This window comes from Kutzneria sp. CA-103260 (assembly GCF_018263855.1).
GTDB lineage: Bacteria > Actinomycetota > Actinomycetes > Mycobacteriales > Pseudonocardiaceae > Kutzneria.
Map to the genome: position 1 here is coordinate 7217058 of NZ_CP073318.1, position 19591 is coordinate 7236648.

A 19591-nucleotide genomic window follows, 5' to 3' on the forward strand; every position below is an offset into this window, starting at 1 on the left:
CATGTGGCACCTGGGCGCAAGCGAAGAGCGCGCATGTGGCGAAACCCGCCGGGGGTTAGACGGGCCATTCCCAGCGGGCGCCGTAGGCCAGACCGGGAGTCAGCTGGTGGAACCGCACATGCACCTCCCCGGCCCGGTCCACCGCCTGCTCGCGGCCGTCGCGCGGCGGGTTCTCCCCCGGCGTCCCGTGCAGCGCGAACACTGTCGGCGGCCGGCCGTCGCGGCGGAACCGCAGCCGCAGGTCGAACCGTTCGCACGGCCGCTTCGGCACACACAGCAGGTACTGCTGCATCGCCTGCCGGGGCGGGAGCCGGAACCGCACCGCGAGGTCGTGCCGCTCCTCCTTGGCCACCGGTGTCGGCAGGGCCAGCGTGAAGCCGGCCGGATCGTCGGCGATCAGGGTCCCGCCGTAGAGCACCTGCACGTCGGACTGCCCCAGCGGGATCGGCGCGACCAGCTCCACCTCACGCAGGTCGTCCTGTTCGGCCACGATCCGTCGCTGTTCCAACACCTCCGGCCGGTCCTGGTCCAGCGCCACGGCCACGCTGAGCTCAGCAGTGCGCCAGCCGCCGAACCAGTTACCGTCCCCGGCGGCCAACTCGGCGACCTGGTTGATCGCCTCGTCCACCCGCCGGCGGACCGTCCGCTCGTCCCGTTCCAGCTGGATCGCCGCCCAGCGCACCCGCTCCTGGTAGAGCGCCTGCTTGGCGTCGCGTTCGATGGCGAACGCGACCAGCGTGACCAGCCGCAGGTCCTCAGGCAGCTGCTCGGCCAGCTCGATCAGGCGGACGGTCAGCTTGCGCCGCACCGCGACCGGCCCGTCGCCCGCGTCGATGTCGCACGCCGCGCGCACCGCCGGACCGACCCGCTGCTGGATTCCGCCGGCCAGCACGCCCCTCCCCTTGCGCAGTCGCTTCAGCTCGCGCACGAGCTCCAGGTGCCCGTTCATCGATCCGCCTCCCCTAAGACGTCCCCGTTCCCGGACAGGGTCGGGCGCGCGAGTGGACCAGAAGTGGACACGGCGTGGATGAGCACACTGGCGCTCAGCGCCGCGCCCATCCGCACGCCGCCGAGGAACACCCGGCCCGTCCCAATCCGGGTGAGGGTGTCCCGGTCGGCCGCGCCCACCCCGAAGGCGATCATCTCGGGGTTGCCCGGCCAGGCCGGGTCGGTGAGCGCGGCCAGCGCCGCCGGCCAGGCCAGCGGGTCGGTCGGCCGGCCGTCGGAGGCGAAGAACACGATCGGCCGCCGATGTCCGTTGAGAACGTTCACGTCCCGCTCGATGGTGACGCGCAGCAACTCGAACACAGGCCCGAAATTCGTGCCGGCGCAGGGAATTCGCTCGGCCAGGTCGACGAGTTCGGCCGCCGGCCGCAGCGGCTGCTGCACCCGGGGCGTCGGCCCGACGACGATCACGCACACGCGGATCCGTGCGGCGGCAACCGGATCCGCGTGCAACGCGCCGCGGAATTCCCGTAACCCGGCGCGCAGATCGCCGATGTAGTCGGTCATGGACGGGGAAAAGTCACACACCACGTAGCAGGGCAGCACAGGCTCCACGGCGGCAGCGTGCCCGGCGGGCGTCGACAGATCGTGGATCGAACGATGAAAGCGCGGGTACCCGGACGGGCGCTTGCGCCACCGCCGCACGGATATCAAGCTCGGACGCCGGGAGGCCGCGTGGAGTTTCGGATGCTGGGGCCACTGGAGGCATGGCACGGCGGCGCGCCGGTGCCGCTCGGTGACCAACAGCAGCGGTTCATCCTGGTTGTGTTGCTGCTGCACGTCAATCGGCCGATCTCGCCGGAGCGGCTGACCGAGGTCGTGTGGCCCGACCAGCCGGAGCGCCGATCCCTTGTTCGGGGATACATCAACAAGCTGCGCATAGCCTTCCGCGACGCGGACGCCGCGATCGAGACCACTCCCACCGGTTACGTGCTGCGCGTCGACGAGGACCAGCTGGACGTCGCGCGATTCGACCGGCTGCGCGAGGAATCGCTGCGCACCAGCGACAAACGCCGTCAGATCGAGTTGCTGCGCGAAGCCGTCGATCTCCGGCGTGGACCGTTCCTTGAGGACATCGACATCGACCGGGTTGGTGGGGCCGAGGTGGTGTCGCCGGAGGCGGCGTACTCCGACGCGGTCGGTGATCTGGCCGAGCTGGAGCTGGCCGTGGGCGATCACCGCTCCGCGCGGGACCGGCTTCGCCGGGCGGTACGGCAGGATCCGGCCCGACAGAAGTACGCCGAGCTGCTCATGCGGGCACTGCTCGCGGGCGGTGACAATGTGGAGGCTGTCCGCATTTTCCGGGAGACAAGCGACGCGCTGGCCGAGTACAACATGGAGCCGGGCACCGCGCTGCGCAATCTGGCCGCGCGGGCCGAACGTGGCGAGCCCGCCAGCTCGCTCCCGTCGCGCCCGGGGATGTTCACCGGGCGGGTCAAGGAACTCGACGTGATCACCGGCCTCGACGGACGGGCGGTATGGGTGAGTGGCGCGCCGGGCTCGGGCAAGACCGGGCTGGCGATCGAGGCTGCGTACCGGCTGCGGGACCGCTTTCCCGACGGCCAGTTCCTGGTCCGGCTCAACGGCTTCACCCCGAACGTGGTGCCAATGGCCGGGTCCGAGGCGCTCACCCGGCTACTGCTCGAACTCGGTGTGCCGCCCGAGCAGATCCCGACCACGGAGAGCCGCAAAGCCGCGCTGTACCAGACGAAGCTGTACGGCACCAGGACCTTGGTGGTGTTGGACAACGCTTTCTCGCCGGAGCAGGTCCGGGCGTTGCTGCCGGCGGCGGAGGGCTGCCTGGCCATCGTCACCAGCCGGCGGATGGGCGATCCGGACACCGGCGAGCCGGTCCGGCTTTCCCCGCTGCCGGCCGATGATGCCGCCGCGCTGTTCCGGGTGCTGACCGGCCCACACCGGGTTCGCGGCAAGTCGGCCGAGGTGGCCGAGGTGGTCCGACGGTGCGGGTGTCTGCCGGTGCAGATCCAGGTGGCGGCCGCGCTGTTCCGCCGGCACGACCAGTGGTCGCTGGAACACCTGCTGGGACAGCTGGACGACCTGTCCGGGCCGGCCGCCTTACAGGCCTCCTATCAGCAGCTGGACCTGGTGCAGCAGAACACTTTCCGCTTGTTCGGGCACGTCCCGGGGGCGGATCTCCATGTGACCGGCGCGGCGGCGCTGGTCGACAGCGACGTCGCCTGGGCTCGCGCCGTGCTCGACACGCTGCACGAAGTGTGCCTGCTGGAGGAGATCGCCCCGGACCGGTATCAGATGCTGGATCCGCTCAAGGAGTTCGCTGCGGCGTTGCCGCAGCACACCTCGGACGCTTTGCTGCGGCTACTGGACTTCTACCTCGTGACGCTGGCCGGCGCGGCGGCTGTCGGCTACCCATTCGACCAACTGCCCACTGTGGACTTACGGGCGCCGGCCGCACCGACCTTCGACGATCCGGATGCCGCGGTGGCCTGGATTGCCGCCGAACGAGCCAACCTGGTCGCGGCGATCCGTTACGCCGCGACCAATGGCGAGCCCGAGCACGCGTGGCGGCTGGCCGTGTTGATGTGGCGGTACTTCAACACGACCAACCGCTTGGAGGACTGGGTCGACACGTTGGAGCAGGCCCGGGAGATCGTGCGGGACAACGACCACGGGCAGGCTCACGTGTTGCTCCGGCTGGCCACCGCGCATGACCGGCTCGGCCGGCTGACCGAGGCGCGGGCGCTGGCCGAGCAGGCGTTGCCGAAGTGGACTCGACTGGGCGACGCACGGGGTGAGGCCGCCACGCTGTGCGCCATCGCCATCCCCGCCATGGAGCTCGGCGAGCACGAGTTCGCCATCACGCAGTTCGAGGCAGCGCTGGAGAAGTACGAACAGTGCGACGATGTGCGCGGACAGGCCCATGCGCTGGGCATGTTGGGCTATCTCAACGGAATCCGCGGCAGGCCGCAGGTGGCGCTGCGCCACCACCTGGCCGCGGCGCCCATGCTCCGTGAGATCAACCACCCGGGTTTGGCCCACGCCCTGAACAATCTCGGTGCCGTCCAGCTGGACCTCGGGCTGCTCGCCGAGGCCATGGCCAGCCACACGGAGGCGTATGAGCACGCGGACGAGGTGGACGATCGCTGCGCGGCAGCCTATGCGTTGAACAACATCGGCAACGTCTACCGCGCGCAGGGGCAACTGGCCGAGGCGGAGCACTTTCAGACGCGCGCGAAGGTCACGGCCGCCGAGGTGAACGACGTCGACCTGCGCACACAGCTGTATCACGATCGCGGCGCCACCGCGCTGGCCGGCCGCAAGCTGGCCGATGCCCTCCGGATGTTCGAGGCGGCGCTGGATCTGGCCATCGGCACGGGAAACCGTCTCTACCAGGCCCATGCCCACCATGGCGTGGCGCAAACCCTCCATGCGCTGGGAAAACACGCGGACGCCGGGGCGCACTGGGACGTGGCCGAGGCCCAGTTCACCGAGTTGGATCAGCCGGAGGCCGAAGCCGTTCGCGCCGAACGGGCCGGTCTGGAGTGTGACCGCCGCTAGCGCCGATGCAGAACTCGGTTCAGCGACGGGGAAATCTCCCGCACGGTGCGGTGACCGCGCCAGCGGTGCAGGGTTCGCGCCAGGTCCCGGAGGTCCATCCGCACGGTCGCCGAGTCGACGTGTGCCGCGTCGTCCAACGTCTCCGCCAGGGTCAGGCAGCTCTGGTCGATCTCGCCGGCCAGGGCGTAGGCCAGCGAGCGGCGAGTGCCGAACCGGGCCCGGGACCGGCGGGATCCGTCCGGCAATCGGGTCAGTTCGAGGTCGAGGAGCTCAGCCGCCTCGACCGCCCGGCCCAGGTCGCACAGCGCCCATCCGCGAGCCAGCCCGATCGGATCCGGCGCGGTGGAGCCGAGAACGGGATACTTCGCACCGTCTGATCTGGACTGGTCGAACAGTTCGACCGCTCGGTCCATGGCCCGCTCACAGGCGTCACGGTCACCGGCGATCGCATGTCCTTGCGCCTCACGGCGAAGCGCCAGTCCCAGGGTGCGCGCGGTCGGCCGGCCGACTCGTTGTGCCTGCTGGGCAAGGTCGATCGTGCTCTTCGGGTCCTGTCGGTACAGGGCAAGACCGGCCTCGCGCACGAACGCGTAGCTCTCGATCTCGCGATCTCCGCCGGCCAGCGCCAGCTCCGAGGCTTGCCGGGTCCAGGCCAGCGCCCCCGGCTCGTCGCCGGCCTCCTGACTCATCCAGCCGATGTACTCGGCGATCCGTGCGCCGAGCAGCAGCAGTCGCGGCCGGATCGGCTCGGGGTTCTCGCGGGCCAGCGCCACCACCGTGTTCACCTGGGCCCGCAACGATTCCAGCACCACCACCGGGCTGGTCCGCATGCCCAGGGCCTGCAGGTTCTCGAACGCGGCCCGCATGCCGGCCAGCACCGACTCGTCCAGCGCCGGCCGCGGCCCGCCGGCCAGCGCCAGGCCGACCATCGTGCCGGCGGCCAGCACCTGCCGCCGGTCCAGGGTGCGGACCGAGCGGGCCGCCTCGATCAGCCGGCCGCCCGCGTCCAGCGCGTGGTCGCAGAGCTTGGCCATGGTCGAGTTGGGCGGCTTCAGCCCGTTCTCGATCTTGCTGAGATAACCCTTGCTGTAGTTGACCCGCCGGGCCAGCTCGCCCATCGAGAGACCAGCCAGTTCGCGGCATTCACGCAGCAGCGCACCAAATGATTCGGTCATCGGCGCCTCCCCTGACGACTGCCGCCGATTACACCACGATCGCCCGGCCGGCCGCGACCATTTCCCGGCCGGCCGGGCGATTTCCGTGGTCAGCCGTGCCAGGGGTTGCCGCCGTCGGTGGTGGCGCTGGTCGTGGTGGGCGGCGGGGTCGGGTCGTCGCCGGCCAGGTGCCGGACCGAGCCGCTGGCCGGCGAGCCGAAGACGATGCACAGCGCGACCACGGCCGCGCCGGCGACCGCGAGCAGACGTGCCAGAGAAGTGGACATGATGAATCCCCTCGAATGATGTGACCGGGCATTTCCGCCGGGATTTCCGGCGCCCACACCAAGGATTCATCGACCAGAAAACGACAACAATGAGGTGACCGTTTCCCGTCCCAGCGGGAAACGGGAAACGGTCATTCAACGGCTCAGACGTACGGCGGGCACTCGGCGGTGGCCGGCAGGTCCGCGTACTTGTTCCCCTTGAGGAACACGGCGCTGACGAACCGGGGCATGCCGTCCTCCAGGCTGATCACCACCCAGATGTCGTTGGTGATGCCGTAGGCCGTGACCGTCTCGCCGTGCTTCCAGCAGTGGCCGTAGGCGAAATCGCCGGCCTTCAGGGTGTCGACCGGGTCGATCGGGCACGTGGTGGCCGCGCAGCGCTGGCGCACGTTGACGTCGTGCCAGGCCCAGACCTTCACGTTGTCCACGAAGTCGTGCGGCCCAGCCGAATTCGGCACTGTCGGACCGGGCGCGGCTGTCGCGGTGGTCGCGCCGCCCAGCAGCGTCGCGGCCACCAGGCCCAGTCCGGCGGCGATTCTGGCGATCGTCATTCGGGGTCCTCCCAGGTTGGAGTCGATCACCGTGCATGACGCCCTCCGGCCGCAGAGGGTTGCCGCACGGTCACGGTCCGCGGATCCACGGCTCGTCCACTTCCTGTCGACATCCGGCCCGGATACTGCGCCGCACAGTTGGCCGAAATCGGGAGGTTGGTAGTGGACTACGACGTCGCCGTGTCGTTCGCCGAGGAGCAGCGGACCGCCGTCGGGGAGGTGGTCGAGGAGTGGCGGCAGCGCGGGCTGACCGTGCTGCACGGGCCCGACCAGACGCACGAATGGTGGTCCCACAAGGAAAGCGGCGACCTGCCGGACGCCCGCGTCCGGTTCTTCCTGCCGTTCGTGTCGTCCGTGGACGACTTCACGGCGGCCATGCTGCGCGCGGTGAAGGCCGGGGACGAGCACGTGTTGCCGGTGCTGGTGGGCGACATCGCGGTGCCGGCCGAGCTGCTGCACCCGCACGTGGCGTACCTGTGGGATCGAGCCGAGGAGCTCACCGAGGCGCTGGCCGCCCGGGTCGAAGGGGCTTCGCTGTCGGCTCCGGTGGCGGAAATCGTCCGCAAGGCCATGGAGTTCGTGCCGGTGGCGGCCGCCGTGCCGGCCACCTTCAGCCGTTACGCCGAGCAGGACGTGGCGATGCGGTACCTGGGCGAGCAGTTCGCGGCGGCGCTGCCGGGGCTGGAGCGGCGCGGGTTCGCCGGCACCGTGCACGTCGGCGACGCACGGATCGCCGTGCGGATCGAACGGGCCGGCGACACCGTGTACGCCTTGGACATCCAGCGCGGCGGCATCGGCGGCGACGAGACCGTGAACTTCGTGGTCGGCCGGCACGACGCCGGCAGCGCGTGCAGCAACGGCTGGGCCCGCCCGGTCTACGACCTGGACGCTGGAGCCGCTGTGCTGGAGCTGCACGACCTCTCGGTGCTGGGGCGTGGCACCGAACCCTGTTCGTACAGCCGCGAAGCGCTGTTCGCCGCGCTGTGGCAGCGAATCAACACCGTACTCGCCGCGACAGTGGGCTGAAACAGTCGGAAATGGGCTCCCTCGGGGGGAGCCCATTTCCGCTATTCCGGGCGGGCCCGGTCCAGCACTTCCTCCACCCGTAGCGGGCTCGGCGGGTGGTAGCTCAGGCACAGCGGCGCCCGCATCCGGCGGAAGCCGCCGGACTCGGTCGTCGCGTAGAACTGCCCGCGCTCCAGCTTCGCGATGTCCGCCACCGCGCTTCCCTTGGCTCGGGCCAATTCCATCGCCGCGCTGATCTGGGCCGCGGTGTTGAGCCGGCCGTAGAACTGCGTGGTCGCGTTGCCCACCACCTGGTTGTGCACGCCTTTCGGCGCCTGTGTGGCCAGAATCAGGCCCAGGCCGTACTTCCGGGCCTGCGACGCCAGCAGGATCGTGCTCTGCGTGCTGGCCGTCAGCTTGCCCGACGGGGCGATGGTCTGGGCCTCGTCCATCACGATCAGGCCGCCCAGCGGCCGGTCCGCCGCCGGGTTTCGCTTGATCCAGGCAAACACTTCCAGCTGCAACTGGCTCACGAAGCCCTGCCGCTGTTCGTCGGCCGGCAGCCCGACGAAGCTGATCACCGACACCCGGGCCCTCTTGCCTGGCGACGGCGTCAGCAACAAGGCCGGATCCGTCGGCGTGCCCGCCCCGCCCAGCAGCGGGTCGTTCACCATCGCCGCGCGCAGCGTCTCCGCCAGGTCCGCCGCCATTCCCGGGGCCGTGCTCAGCTTGCTCACGCCGTCCGGCAGCTCCGCCAGGACGTCCACGAAGCCAGCCAGATCCCGCTTTCCCTTGCGGGCGTAGTACCTCACCGCCTCCCGCAACACCGCCTGGCCGCGCCTGGCTCCCTTCGACGTGCCGGTCAGTCCCGCGTGCGGCACCAGCCTCGCCACCGCCGCCTCCACCGACGCCGTGAACTCGTCCGGGTCCTCACCCACTCCGTCGAAGTCCGGCAGGGGCTGGAAACTCAGCGGTCGGCCACCGTTCCTTCCCGGCGTCCACACCACCACTTCCGTGTTGGCCAGGTACTCCCGCGCACTGTCCGCGTCCCCCGGCCCCCACCCTTCCGGCGATTCCGGCCAGGCGTCCCCCAGCCTCGCCAGGTCGTTGTTCGGGTCCAGCACGATCGCCGACACCCCGCGCAGCGCACACTCCTCCACGATCCTTCGCAGCAGCACCGTCTTCCCGCTCCCGGACCCCGCGAAGATCATCACGTGCTTGCGCAACGACTCCAGCTCGATGCGGACCTCGTCCAGCGTGAACTCCGGCTGTAGCACCGTCTCCCCCACCGGCGGCGGCCGCGTCTCCTGCTGCCTCGCCACCGCCTGCCCCACCTTCGGCTCCGGCAGGATCTCCCGCAGAAACGTCGTCGTGCTCACCGGCTTGCGGGCCACCATCCACGCCAGCAACTGCGGCGTGTGATCGGCCAGCATGACTTTGAGCGCGCTGAGAGTCCGCAGGTCGTCATCGGAGATTCGGATGCGACGGCCACCCGCCGCCTCGAACTCCGCGACTTCGACCTTGGTCTGGTTCCCACCCCAGCCATCCGATCCATTCTGGAGCAGAACCAAGTGTCGGTTGCTTACACCAGGATGAACTTGCGCCGCGTCGCGCGCCGTTCGCATGCGCCGCAACACTCTGTTGCCGTGACTGCTCGCAATGAACCGAAAACTCCAGAATTCCTTGACATCCAGCTTCTCATGGACCGTACGTCGCAGACCCGCGTGCAACGCGCCAACGTCCGTTGCTTCGACCTCCCACTCCATCGCGTCGTTACCGACTTCGTTGACCCAAGACTTCAGCCCAGCCATCAGCAGTGCCGGCATCACCTCGTCCTCGTTGTGCTGCTTGAGGTCTGCGATCGTGATGGTGGCTTTCTCCCGCAGCTGACCAAATCCCTTGTCGTACTCCTGGAGATAGTCAGGCGGAGGGCTCGGACGAACCGTCGGCTCGACGGGCTTCTCGTCAAATGAGCTTAGCTCACGAATATCGCCGAACATGCAGGCCTCGGCATGTGCATGAATACGCTTGAGTAGCTGCCGCGGCGTGAAGGCGGTCCACGCCCCGTCGAACGCACTCGACGCCACGGGCCAAGTCGGGTGCGGCGGCGTGAAGTCCGCCTGCTCATAGATCACCGCAAGCCACTTTTCCACCAAGGCCTTACCGACCAGTGGATCGCTGATCGATGCTAGGATCGGCGTCTTCGTGAAGCGGTCACGAACGGTGTCACTGGCGATCGATTCCAACAGCCTCCATGTGCCGGGAAGGCAGGCCACAATGGAAACCGTTCGCCTCGTCGTCTGACGAAGTTGCATCATGGCGTCCGAGAGGTGAGCCACCTCCCCCGCAAGCTCCGGGCTCGTCACCTGCTCGCCGGCACGGTCCCGCCCCTTGTTCACCAAGGTGTCCAACTGGTCGATAGCTATGACACATGGGCCGGTGAGCGCAAGGACACGGGAGATGTCTCGGACCAACGCGCGCGGGTCATACCGCATGGGTCGTATTCCCCACCGGCGTTCGTCGCGCTCCTCCGCCTGTCCCCTCAGATACTGCAATCCGATGTCGGAATGGTCGGATGCGTACAACACCAGTGCCCGAATGGTATCCGAGCACTCAACCGCGATCCGATCATCTACCTTGCGCAGGTGGCGGACGAGCTCACGCATGTTGTCCGCGGTCAACGCGGTCTTGTTCAGGAGCGATCTCGCCACTGTGTCCGGTACTTCCGCTGCGGCACACAGCTGCCTCAGCAACACAGTGATCTGAAGCTCACCGTCTTCGTTCCGGCGGTGGAGTTCGCTTCGCATCGCTTCGGCGAGGTCGTCCCAGAACGCCTTACCCGTGGTCAGCTCGACCAGGAAGAAGTACCCTCCCTCACGTTGCACGACGCGGCGGGCCGAGCCGAGCAGGTGGGTCTTGCCGATCCCCTTCTCGCCCTGTAGCACCAGCCCGACAGGGCTGCCGCCGCTGCTGGCCTTGGCGTCCGCGACGCTCGCACGAATGCGGTGCTCGGCCCGGACATGCAGCCCCTCCACGTGGGAGCGCGACGTGTGCCACACGTCATCCATGTTCTCGACTGTGTTGAATCGAACCGCGGCCAGCGCCCTGCGCTGCTTCTCGGTCATTGTTCCTCGATCGCCAGAAGGTGCTTGTCCTCACCACCGACTCGGATCGCCGCCGCATGGTCGACATCGGTGAGCGCCTTGGTGTTGGAGTCGGGAGCGAAGTGAACCAGGCCTGTCTTGATCATTTTCGGGAACAGGTTGTCAACCTTGTCCCGGTCGACGTCATCGATCATGGGCCGGAGCCTGGCCAGCCGAACCCAATCCCCGGACGTGGCCGACAGTTCCTGGTAGGCCTTCCGGATCAGCCCTTCGAGAGTGCCCCTGTCAATCACGTCGACAATGTCGATGTCGCGCCAGCGCAAGTACTGGGGAAGGCGGTGCATGACCTCGAACACCAGGCGGGGCAACGGCCCGGACCGGTCCGGAGCCTCGACGACGCTCAACTCCCTGATGCACCAGGCGATGCCGTCGTCGGTGATCTGGTGCACATACCGCCGCTTGACCTGCCAGGACTTGATCAGGCCGTCCTTGTTCAGCCTGGCCCGCTTGTCGGCCCGCAGTTCGATCCCGTAGTCGTTCTTCAGGTCCGGGTTGCCCACCTCCGTCCGGGCCAGCATCAGCGCGAACAGGGCGGCCTGCTCGTGGCTTCCGTACTTCTCCGGCATCACAACACCTTTCAGACGGTGAACGCGGTGATTCGGCGGTCGATCCGGTCGAGCAGCCCGCGGACCTCGGCGGCGAGGTCGTCGGGCAGGTCGAGGCCGGCGCCGTGGGTTTTGCTGAGCAGTTCGAGGTCGACGGACAGGTCGGGCAGCAGGGTGAGGTCGCCGGCGTCCAGGGCGTTGGTCATGCCGCGGACGGTCTCCCGGAGGAGGGTCAGCCGGCCGGGGTAGGGCACCTGGGCGGGTAGGTTGCGCAGCGCGGAAGCGGCGTCCCGCAAGGATTCCCGGTCGGGGCTGGCCATGGGCAGCGAGCCGCCGGCCATGAGGTCGTACAGCTCCCGGGCGACGCCGGGCCCGAACTTCAGGGGCCGCAGGTTGCGCAGGAAGCCGGGCAGGCTCTCACGGTTGCCGCCCCGGGTGAGCACGCAGAACAGCTGCCGTTGCCCGCCGCCGGGGGCGAGCGTCTGGCGGAGGAAGTACTCGGCCTCGTTGACCTGCCACCGCGACACCTCACCGTCCACGACCAGGCACAAATGCTTGGCCAGCAAGGGAGAACGGTCGAGGAACTCGGGAATGCCGGACAGCGACTGGTCGGCGCGGACGCCGAGGCGGATCAGCTTGTCGATCAGCTCGGCGGACAGGTTGGCCGCCGATCTGGGGCTGGACACCAGCAGATCCAGGTCGTAGACCTCGTCGCGGGTGCGGGCCTCGGCGACGTAGGCGTCCCGGTTGTCGGCGAGCAGGTCCGTGCGGTCGAAGTGCTGCGCGATCACCGCCGCGACGGTCTCCAGGGCGTAGGAGAGCTGGTCGGCCGACGGGGTCTGCTCCTCCAGCACCGGCAACTGCTCGCCGAAGCTCCAGTAGGAGACGTAGGGCAACGTCAGGTGCCGCACCATCGCCTCCGGCGAAACGGCCTTGGCCAGCCAGTCGTCGAACAGCGGCTGCACGGCCTCAGCGCACTTGTGCTGCCACGCCTCGGCCCGCTCGTACTCGACCCGGTTGTCGAGGCGGGACAGCACCGGCAGCACCATGTGCTTGGGGCGGTCGTACGGCATGGCGTCCCGGGCCCGGTCAGCCCGCTTGGCGATGTCGACCACGTCACTGAGGTTCTGGTCGTTGGCGGTGAACACGACGACCAGCCGGTCGGGCAGGTGCGCGGTGCAGATGCCGGCGGTGTCGGCGATGCCGGTGCGGCTGTCGATCAGCACGAAGTCGTAGTTCGCGGTCCACTCGGCTCGAAGCTGCTCCAAGTAGGCCGCGAATCCCCGCCGGTACAGGTCCTCCCAGTTGATGGACTGGACACGTTCCGCGTAGTCGGGGGCGAACCGGCCCGCGGCCAGCAGCGCGAGGGTGCCCTCCGCGACGTCGAGCCGAACCTCGTACGAGCGCGGCGGAGTGTCGTTGAGGAAGTCGTGGGCCAGGTCGATGACGCCGCCCGTCGGCTCCTCGGGCAGGGCGTCCTTGAAGTAGTAGTGCAGGCCGGGGGCTTCGAGGTCCCAGTCGACCGCCAGCACGCGGTAGCCCCACCGCGCGAGCAGCACCGCGACGTTGGCCAGCGTGGAGCTGCGGCCGACACCGCCCTTGTACGAGTAGAAGGTGACGACGGTGCCGGTCATCGCCGGAACCTCGGCAGCTTCGGCGGCGGCATGAGGACCGGATCCGGCTTCTCGACGATGGGCCAGTCCGGCTGCCATTCCGGCACCTGTTTGAGCAGTTCGACCAGGTCACGGGCCAAATCTCGAACCTTCCAGTGGAAGGACGCGAATTTCTCGGTCTGCTGGAACGCCATGTCCGGGTTGGCGAAATCCTTGAAGTCGACCCACGAGACCTCACGGGCCTCGATCGGAAAATTGTCCGAGTCGCCGTACAGCACGGAATAGATCAATCCCTGCGGGGCTTCGACGCTGGCCAGCCCGAGCCGGTTCTGCCGCTCGCGCATGCTCAGCCACTCGGCCATGCACCACTTCGACTCGAAGTACGGCGGATGCAGCACCTGCAGCATGATCTTGCTGCGCAGCAGGGCCCGCTGCAGGCTGGACGGCCAGTGCTCGCCGCGCGCCATCTCGCGGTCGACGTACACCCGCGGCGCGGGCGCTATCTCGTCGGCGAGGCAGTCCTTCAGCTTCGAATAGAAGTGGTTCAGCAGCCATTTCTGCGCGCTGCCGTAACGGCTGTAGCTGATGAATATGTCGTACTCATAGCCGGACACGCGACCCATGATAAGCACGGATTGGGCGTCGAAAAAAGGCAGAAAAGTGGTCAGAATTTCGGTTACCGGGCGGGAAGTTGACAAAAAATGGGCATTATCGTGGAATGGCGGGGCCCAGGTCTATGACGCTCAACGTGGTCGGGATCGCGAGCCGGCAATCGCCGGGCCGCTGCGGACGGGGCGAAACCCCCGCCCACAGCGGCGAAGCCGAGTATGCGTCAGCTATCGTCTGCGGCGAGACCGCAGCAGGACGCCGCCGCACAGCGCGAGCGGCAGGCCCGCGGGCCCGAAGGCGATCGCGGCGACGGTCAGTCCGACCAGAGCGACCGCGATCAGCAACGCGGCGTGCAGCGTGGGCCGCCGGTTCATGAGGACATCACGGGCAAGGCGGATCCAGCAACAGTCGCAGGATCCCGGCCGCGGCAGGACGTGCGGCGCGGAGGTGTGGGCGCGGCGGCCCGGAGGTGCACCGAAACGCGGCGCGCGACGCGGCCGCTGACCGACGAGGCGACGATGCCGGCCTCGTGATCGCGGGCGTATTCTCGACATGTCCAACTCCTAGCAGCGGGTGCTCTTGGAATGGGACGCTGGCGGCCTCCTGTTCGCGCAGGAGGCCCCGTCCCCATCTGGCAGCGGGAGGCGGCAAACCTCCACCACCAGGGAAAACAGCGGTCAGTTACTCCCTCCTCGTGCAGATGCACGTGCATCTGCACCGGAGGCTAGCAGTCACGCACCGTCCCGCACACCCGTTCCGGAGGGTTTCCGAACCGCTTCCGGACAACGCGGAGAAGACGCCGATTGCTTGTCGCAAATTGCAGAACTTGATCGGCGCAACGCCGCGACGAGCCGCACGTCATGAAGACATGGGGACCTTCGCACGAGCTTTACTCGTCTTCGGGGCCGTGGCGTTGCTGACGGCCCCGGCCGCGGTGGCGGCGACGGCCGATCGAGTGGACACGGTGTCGGCGGCTGATCAGGCGGCGGCGCTGGCGCACTGGACGCCGGAGCGGATGCAGCAGGTGAGCGCGGATCCGACGGAGCCGGGTGAGCGGACGGCGCAGCCGTGGACCGGGCCGGCGCCGGCGGGAGTGGGCCGGTTCTTCTTCACGGAGGTGCCGGGCGTGGACCACTGGTGCACGGCGACGGCGGTGACGAGCAAGAACCGGGACACGCTGATCACGGCGGCGCACTGCGTGCACCCGGGATTCACCCGGGACGACACGGAGATCAAGGTGACGAACGTGGTGTTCGTCCCCGGCTACGACCACGGCCACGCGCCGCGCGGAGTGTTCGCGGCCCGGGGCTACGTCGTGCCGGACGACTTCAGCCTGGCCCCGCGCGACGTGGCCATGGTGGTGTTGGCAACCCACAACGGCCGGCACATCTCGGATGTGGCCGGCGCGCAGCGGATCGCCTTCGACACCCGCCCGACCGGCAACGCCAGCATGTTCGGCTACCCCGGTTCGATCCCGGTGCGCGGGGAGTTCCTGCTGCGCTGCGACGTCCCGGTGACGTTCCGGCCCAGCAGCATCGGCGACACTTGGGACTCCCCTTGCGACATGGCCGGCGGCTCCAGCGGCGGACCCTTCCTGACGGATTTCGACGGCCACACCGGCACTGTCTTCTCCGTGGTCAGCCGGGGTGCGATGGACGTGGACCTGCACACCCTCAGTCTGGAGGGCCCGACCTTGGGTGACGCGGCCAACGAGGTGTACCAGCGGGCCTCAGCCATGTGAGGCGTAGCGGCGCGCCAGGAGAGCGAAGGCCTCAAAGAGCTCGGGAGGGCCGACGACCTCGATGTCGGCGTCGAAACGGCCGATGCTGGCGGCGAGAGCGACCCACGACCAGGCGCCGAGTGTGAGGCGACAACGGTCGGGTCCGAGCTCTTCGACGACGCCGTCGCCGGCGTAGCGGGCGGCGACGGAGGCGGGCAGGTGGAGGATGACCTCGCCTCGGCACGGCCAGTCGCCGGCGCCGTCGGAGCCCTTGAACCGGCCGGCGACAAAGGCGGCGACGTCGGGCAGGTCACGAGGCGTGAACCGGGGCCCGGTGGGGGTGCGGGGCTCGATCCGGTCGACCCGGAAGATCCGCCAGTCGTCGCGGTCGAGGTCCCAGGCGACGAGATACCACCGCCCGCCCCGGGTCACGAGGTGATGCGGCTCGGCCCGCCGACGTTCGCCGACGTAGTCGAAGCGCAGCACGTGGCAGGCCCGCACGGCCGCCTCGAGTTCCATGATCACCCGGACGTCGACCACACCAGAATCACCGGGCACGGCGGTGACCTGCAAGTCGATCCGGTGCCGCAGCCGCGCGGGCATCACCTGGCGCAGGGTGGTCAAGGCCCGCGCGGCGGCCTCCCCGACGCCGCCGCTGGTGGTGATCGCGGTCTGGAGGGCGACGGCGATGGCCACGGCCTGCTCGTCGTCGAACAGCAGCGGCGGCAGCTCGGCCCCGGCCCCGAGCCGATAACCGCCGTCCGGTCCCTTCAAAGTCTGGATCGGATAGCCGAGCTCCCGCAGCCGGTCGACGTCGCGCCGCACGGTCCGGGTGCTCACGTCGAGGCGTTCGGCCAGCAGCGAGGCGGGCCAGTCCCGGCGGGTCTGCAACAGGGAGAGCAGCGACAGCAGCCGGCCCGAGGTTTTCGGCATGCCGCACAGTAGCGGCCACAACCTGTCCGCTACCCCTGGCAGAGTGGCTGCCATGACCGAGAACACCGACATGCTCGCCGAGCTTGCCAAGGCCCGAAACGCCCTGATCCGGACCGTGGACGGGCTGACCGACGAGCAGGCGGGCAAGCGCACGACCGTCAGCGAGCTGTGCCTGGGCGGGGTGATCAAGCACGTCGCGGCCATCGAGGAGCAGTGGCTGCGGTTCGTCGTCGAGGGCCCGTCAGCCATGCCCTACGACCTGCCCGAGGGCGTGACCTGGCCCGACATCTTCGCCGGCAAGGCCCAGCCGCCGCAGTGGATGATCGACCACCGCAACGACTTCCAGATGCTGCCGGATGACACCCTGGCCGATGTGCTGGCCCGCTACGAGCAGGTCGCGGCCCGCACCACCGAGATCGTCACCGACGCCGACCTGGACGCGACCCAGCCGCTGCCGGCGGCCCCGTGGCTGGAGCCGGGCGGGGTGCGCAGCGCCCGCCGGATCCTGGTGCACGTGATCGCCGAGACGTCGCAGCACGCCGGCCAGGCCGACATCCTGCGCGAGAGCCTGGACGGGCAGAAGTCCAGCTGATGACCGTCCTGTCCGCGAGGGCCCTGAACCGGGCCACCCTCGCCCGCCAGTTGCTGCTCGACCGCGCCGATCTGCCGGTTCTCGACGCGGTCGGGCACCTCTGCGGCCTGCAAGCCCAGGAGCCGCAGGAGCCCTTCGTCGGACTGTGGTCACGAGTCGAGGCCTTCGACCCCACGGACCTGTCCAACCTGCTGACCCAACGCCGGGTCGTGCGCACGCATCTGATGCGCCGCACGGTCCACCTGCTCACCGCGGACGACGTGATCGCCTGGCGGTCCCGGCACGATTCCATGCTGCGCCAACGGGTTCTCGGCACCTACCGCCTTGAGCTGGACGGCGTGGACCTGGAGAAAACGGCTGCCGCCGCCAGCGCGGTGATGTCCGACGGCCAGCCCCGCACGGCGGCCGAGCTGGTGCGGGCGATGAACTTGCCGGATGTGCCGGCCAGGGCGTTGGGCGAGCTGCTGATCGCCGCCCTGGTGCCGGTGGTCCAGACGCCCCCACGTGGCCTCTGGCGCGGCAAAGGCGGCGTTCGCAACGTGCTGCTCACGCACTGGCTCGGCCGTGAGCTGGAGCCGCCGACCGACGGCGAGGAGCTGGTCCTGCGCTATCTCGCGGCGTTCGGCCCGGCGGCCACGGCCGACATCCGCGCCTGGTCGGGCATCGCCGGCCTGCCCGCGGCGGTGAAAGCCCTCAAGCCGCAACTGAAAACGTTCCGGGACGAGCGCGGCCGCGAACTGCTCGACCTCCCGGACGCCCCGCGGCCGGACCCCGACACGCCGGCCCCGATCCGTTTCCTGCCGTCCTTCGACAACGCCCTGCTCGGCTACGACGACCGCACCCGCATCGTCGACGACGAGCACCGGAACCTGTCCGTCGCCGGCGAACGCGTGGTCCTGGTCGACGGTCGGGTCGCCGCCACCTGGACCGTCGCCAAGGGCACCGTTGCGGTCACGCCGCTACGTCCCTTCAGCCGCAAGGAAAAGACCACCGTCCACGAGGAAGCCGACAGGCTGTCCGACTTCCTCACTCGACCAGAAACTCCAGCGGCAGCCACGGGGCCCGGGCCGTCAGGCTGAGCGCGGACAGGGCCTGCACGACGCCGACGGTGAGCTCCGATGTGGACAGCGGCGCCGACATGGCCATGGGATCGGGACTGTCGTGGCCGAGCGTCCCGAGCAGGTCCGATCCCGGCGGCGGGCAGGAGTCGACCGCCTTGCGCACGGTGGCGTGGAACTCCGGATCCGAGTCGGCCTCGATGATCCGGCCCAGCCAGGTGATGGCCTCGTGCCGCAAAGCCGGCTCGTCCCGGGGATCGGCGCTGGTCAGCTCGGGGAGTTCGGCCGCCAGCTCGGCGGCGAACTCCACCGAGACGGCGCAGGACAGGGCCACCAGGAAACGTCGGAGCACGGCGTCGACGTCCTGGTCGTCCCGGTCGACCATGACGCAGGCCAGCTCGGCCGGGCGGTTGAGCAGCAGCCGGGTCGTCTGGGCCACCTTGGCCGGCCCGGCGGCGCGGGCCACGTCGGCCAGGAAACCCAGCGCCGGCAGCACGTTGTCGTCGGTCAGCAGACCTTCCAGCACGTGGTAGAGGTCGTCGATGGCGTCGTCGTCCTCGGCCTCGACGGCCCGCAGCGCCGGCAGGAGCGCGTCCCCGACCGCGGCCGGCAGCGCCGCCTCCACCGCGCTCACGCCGAGATCCAGCACGGCGTCGGCGTAGAGATGGTGCAGCGGGTCCGAGTCGATGTCGTCCATCCCGATGCGACCGTGCTCGGGCACGCCGGGATCCAGCAGCGCGGGGTGCAGCAAAGCCACCCGCACCAGCAGATGCGCCCGCGCGGCAGCGGCGATCTGGCTGTGCTCGTCCTCGTCGCTGAGCTCCAGCTCCTCGTCGTCCTGGTCGGCCAGCCAGCCCACCACCGGGCTCTCGTCCAGCGTCGCCAGCCACATCCAGGGCGAACGCGCCTCGCCCTGGATGGAGTGGGTCATGGTGGCCAGCGCCCGCAGCCCGGCCCACAGCAGGGCCCGGAACTGCTGGCGGCTGCGGCGTTCGCCGTCGGCGGTGTCCTGCCAGGTCAGCTGGTGTTCGGTCATGAACCGGTCGAGCACGGCGTGCCCGCGCTCGTCCACGTCGTCCTCGTCGTGCTCGGTCGACGGCGTGTCGATCTCCCGCCGGACCGCGTCGACCAGGGCCTGGGCCAGCGCCGGATCACCCTCGCCACGGCCGACGATCGAGCCACGGATGCCCAGTTCGTGCTCGACCCGGCCGGCGGAGATCAGCAGGCCGCCCAGGGCGCCGGCCAGCTCCCGGTCCCAGGGGTGCTCGGTGCTCGCGCCGGCCACGACATCGGCGGCGTCGATGGCTCGGGGCGCGCGCAGCGTGGGATCGATCAGGTGCCGGACGGCCCCGCCGATCAGGTACTGCGCGCACAGTCGCTGCAGATCCCAGGCCAGATGCTCGGCGACCGGGAACCGGGGCCGGGGCTCGTCCCTGAGCAGCGGGAACCAGCCGCCCTCGGCGTCCGGGCCGGTGGCCTTGTCCACCCGCAGCGAGTCCACGGTCCAGCCCATCAGGGCCGGGGCCGCGTCCCGCAGGTGCCGCCCCAGGCTCGCCCCCAGGGCCGTCGCCACGTCGATCGAGTCGGTGTCCACGGCCAGCCCGACGAACACGCCCGCCGGGTAGCCGAGCACGCGGACGTCGAGCAGCTCGGGACCCTCGTCGTCCTCGTCCTCCTCGTCGTCGAGCACGGGAGCGGTCACTTCCCAGCCGGCCTGCACGAGTTCGAGAACCAGTTCGGGCACCTGGGCGCTCGCCAGCTCGTCCTCCGCCTGGGTGTCGGGTCCCGACAGATCGATCCACACCAGGTAGGGCATCC

Annotated in this window: 17 protein-coding genes; 5 read left to right on the forward strand and 12 right to left on the reverse strand. The window is 69.5% G+C overall.

Translation table 11 applies throughout. The features are described from left to right. Positions 1-55 precede the first annotated feature (55 nt). Both JJ691_RS31765 and JJ691_RS31770 read right to left on the reverse strand, forming a co-directional pair. On the reverse strand, positions 56-949 hold the full coding sequence (locus JJ691_RS31765; protein WP_211763261.1) for a hypothetical protein: 894 nt from the start codon (positions 947-949) through the stop codon (positions 56-58). Continuing rightward, positions 946-1560, reverse strand: a complete 615-nt coding sequence (locus tag JJ691_RS31770; protein ID WP_211763262.1) for a vWA domain-containing protein — start codon at positions 1558-1560, stop codon at positions 946-948. Before JJ691_RS31770 ends, JJ691_RS31765 begins: the two co-directional genes overlap by 4 nt. 132 nt (positions 1561-1692) lie before the next feature. Between JJ691_RS31770 and JJ691_RS31775 the strand changes: the two genes are divergently transcribed. After that, positions 1693-4542 carry an AfsR/SARP family transcriptional regulator gene (locus JJ691_RS31775; RefSeq protein WP_211763263.1) on the forward strand — a complete coding sequence of 950 codons (2850 nt, stop codon included), beginning with the start codon at positions 1693-1695 and terminating at the stop codon, positions 4540-4542. Here the strand turns inward: JJ691_RS31775 and JJ691_RS31780 are convergent. The 3 genes from JJ691_RS31780 to JJ691_RS31790 form a co-directional block, all read right to left on the reverse strand. Beyond that, positions 4539-5717 (reverse strand): helix-turn-helix domain-containing protein, encoded by a 1179-nt coding sequence (locus tag JJ691_RS31780; protein ID WP_211763264.1) that lies wholly within the window; start codon positions 5715-5717, stop codon positions 4539-4541. The two genes, JJ691_RS31775 and JJ691_RS31780, sit on opposite strands and share 4 nt — an antisense overlap. An 89-nt stretch (positions 5718-5806) precedes the next feature. After that, entirely contained in the window at positions 5807-5983 is a 177-nt protein-coding gene (locus JJ691_RS31785; RefSeq protein WP_211763265.1) for a hypothetical protein, read from the reverse strand. Between the two features lie 143 nt (positions 5984-6126). Further along, complete coding sequence (locus JJ691_RS31790; protein WP_211763266.1) at positions 6127-6534, reverse strand: hypothetical protein; 408 nt, start codon at positions 6532-6534, stop codon at positions 6127-6129. Positions 6535-6696: 162 nt separating this feature from the next. Here JJ691_RS31790 and JJ691_RS31795 point away from each other — a divergent pair, with 162 nt between their 5' ends. Further along, a complete protein-coding gene (locus JJ691_RS31795) occupies positions 6697-7560 on the forward strand; it encodes a hypothetical protein (RefSeq protein WP_249227146.1) in 864 nt (287 codons plus the stop codon). Between the two features lie 41 nt (positions 7561-7601). Here the strand turns inward: JJ691_RS31795 and JJ691_RS31800 are convergent, their stop codons facing one another. The 5 genes from JJ691_RS31800 to JJ691_RS31820 all read right to left on the reverse strand — a co-directional run bounded on the left by JJ691_RS31800 (position 7602) and on the right by JJ691_RS31820 (position 13844). After that, a complete protein-coding gene (locus JJ691_RS31800) occupies positions 7602-10664 on the reverse strand; it encodes an ATP-binding protein (protein WP_211763268.1) in 3063 nt (1020 codons plus the stop codon). Then, positions 10661-11269: a hypothetical protein gene (locus JJ691_RS31805; RefSeq protein WP_211763269.1), complete on the reverse strand. Its 609-nt coding sequence runs from the start codon at positions 11267-11269 to the stop codon at positions 10661-10663. The genes JJ691_RS31800 and JJ691_RS31805 overlap by 4 nt, the downstream gene beginning before the upstream one ends. An 11-nt stretch (positions 11270-11280) precedes the next feature. Then, the gene (locus JJ691_RS31810; RefSeq protein ID WP_211763270.1) at positions 11281-12882 is read right to left on the reverse strand and encodes a tyrosine-protein kinase family protein; all 1602 of its coding nucleotides are present in this window, start codon (positions 12880-12882) and stop codon (positions 11281-11283) included. Beyond that, positions 12879-13475 carry a TIR domain-containing protein gene (locus tag JJ691_RS31815; RefSeq protein WP_211763271.1) on the reverse strand — a complete coding sequence of 199 codons (597 nt, stop codon included), beginning with the start codon at positions 13473-13475 and terminating at the stop codon, positions 12879-12881. The genes JJ691_RS31810 and JJ691_RS31815 overlap by 4 nt, the downstream gene beginning before the upstream one ends. Positions 13476-13697: 222 nt before the next feature. Further along, on the reverse strand, positions 13698-13844 hold the full coding sequence (locus tag JJ691_RS31820; RefSeq protein WP_211763272.1) for a hypothetical protein: 147 nt from the start codon (positions 13842-13844) through the stop codon (positions 13698-13700). Between the two features lie 494 nt (positions 13845-14338). Between JJ691_RS31820 and JJ691_RS31825 the strand changes: the two genes are divergently transcribed. Then, positions 14339-15211, forward strand: a complete 873-nt coding sequence (locus tag JJ691_RS31825; protein ID WP_211763273.1) for a trypsin-like serine peptidase — start codon at positions 14339-14341, stop codon at positions 15209-15211. Here the strand turns inward: JJ691_RS31825 and JJ691_RS31830 are convergent. After that, positions 15200-16123, reverse strand: coding sequence for a helix-turn-helix transcriptional regulator (locus JJ691_RS31830; RefSeq protein WP_211763274.1), 924 nt, complete (start codon positions 16121-16123; stop codon positions 15200-15202). The two genes, JJ691_RS31825 and JJ691_RS31830, sit on opposite strands and share 12 nt — an antisense overlap. A gap of 52 nt (positions 16124-16175) precedes the next feature. On the opposite strand from JJ691_RS31830, the gene JJ691_RS31835 reads away from it, so the two are divergent. Both JJ691_RS31835 and JJ691_RS31840 read left to right on the forward strand, forming a co-directional pair. Further along, positions 16176-16715 (forward strand): DinB family protein, encoded by a 540-nt coding sequence (locus JJ691_RS31835; RefSeq protein ID WP_211763275.1) that lies wholly within the window; start codon positions 16176-16178, stop codon positions 16713-16715. Further along, positions 16715-17794, forward strand: a complete 1080-nt coding sequence (locus JJ691_RS31840; RefSeq protein ID WP_211763276.1) for a winged helix DNA-binding domain-containing protein — start codon at positions 16715-16717, stop codon at positions 17792-17794. Before JJ691_RS31835 ends, JJ691_RS31840 begins: the two co-directional genes overlap by 1 nt. On the opposite strand, the gene JJ691_RS31845 is transcribed toward JJ691_RS31840, so the two are convergent. Beyond that, positions 17742-19589, reverse strand: coding sequence for a hypothetical protein (locus JJ691_RS31845; protein WP_211763277.1), 1848 nt, complete (start codon positions 19587-19589; stop codon positions 17742-17744). The two genes, JJ691_RS31840 and JJ691_RS31845, sit on opposite strands and share 53 nt — an antisense overlap. Positions 19590-19591: the final 2 nt, after the last annotated feature.

What these genes read in the sequence shown, in the direction of transcription:
- JJ691_RS31805 (WP_211763269.1), bottom strand. Translation starts at nt 11,269, where the DNA reads ATGCCGGAGAAGTACGGAAGCCACGAGCAGGCCGCCCTGTTCGCGCTG.
- JJ691_RS31835 (WP_211763275.1), top strand. Translation starts at nt 16,176, where the DNA reads ATGACCGAGAACACCGACATGCTCGCCGAGCTTGCCAAGGCCCGAAAC.
- JJ691_RS31765 (WP_211763261.1), bottom strand. Translation starts at nt 949, where the DNA reads ATGAACGGGCACCTGGAGCTCGTGCGCGAGCTGAAGCGACTGCGCAAG.
- JJ691_RS31775 (WP_211763263.1), top strand. Translation starts at nt 1,693, where the DNA reads ATGCTGGGGCCACTGGAGGCATGGCACGGCGGCGCGCCGGTGCCGCTC.
- JJ691_RS31785 (WP_211763265.1), bottom strand. Translation starts at nt 5,983, where the DNA reads ATGTCCACTTCTCTGGCACGTCTGCTCGCGGTCGCCGGCGCGGCCGTG.
- JJ691_RS31790 (WP_211763266.1), bottom strand. Translation starts at nt 6,534, where the DNA reads ATGACGATCGCCAGAATCGCCGCCGGACTGGGCCTGGTGGCCGCGACG.
- JJ691_RS31800 (WP_211763268.1), bottom strand. Translation starts at nt 10,664, where the DNA reads ATGACCGAGAAGCAGCGCAGGGCGCTGGCCGCGGTTCGATTCAACACA.
- JJ691_RS31780 (WP_211763264.1), bottom strand. Translation starts at nt 5,717, where the DNA reads ATGACCGAATCATTTGGTGCGCTGCTGCGTGAATGCCGCGAACTGGCT.
- JJ691_RS31845 (WP_211763277.1), bottom strand. Translation starts at nt 19,589, where the DNA reads ATGCCCTACCTGGTGTGGATCGATCTGTCGGGACCCGACACCCAGGCG.
- JJ691_RS31830 (WP_211763274.1), bottom strand. Translation starts at nt 16,123, where the DNA reads ATGCCGAAAACCTCGGGCCGGCTGCTGTCGCTGCTCTCCCTGTTGCAG.
- JJ691_RS31840 (WP_211763276.1), top strand. Translation starts at nt 16,715, where the DNA reads ATGACCGTCCTGTCCGCGAGGGCCCTGAACCGGGCCACCCTCGCCCGC.
- JJ691_RS31825 (WP_211763273.1), top strand. Translation starts at nt 14,339, where the DNA reads ATGGGGACCTTCGCACGAGCTTTACTCGTCTTCGGGGCCGTGGCGTTG.
- JJ691_RS31820 (WP_211763272.1), bottom strand. Translation starts at nt 13,844, where the DNA reads ATGAACCGGCGGCCCACGCTGCACGCCGCGTTGCTGATCGCGGTCGCT.
- JJ691_RS31810 (WP_211763270.1), bottom strand. Translation starts at nt 12,882, where the DNA reads ATGACCGGCACCGTCGTCACCTTCTACTCGTACAAGGGCGGTGTCGGC.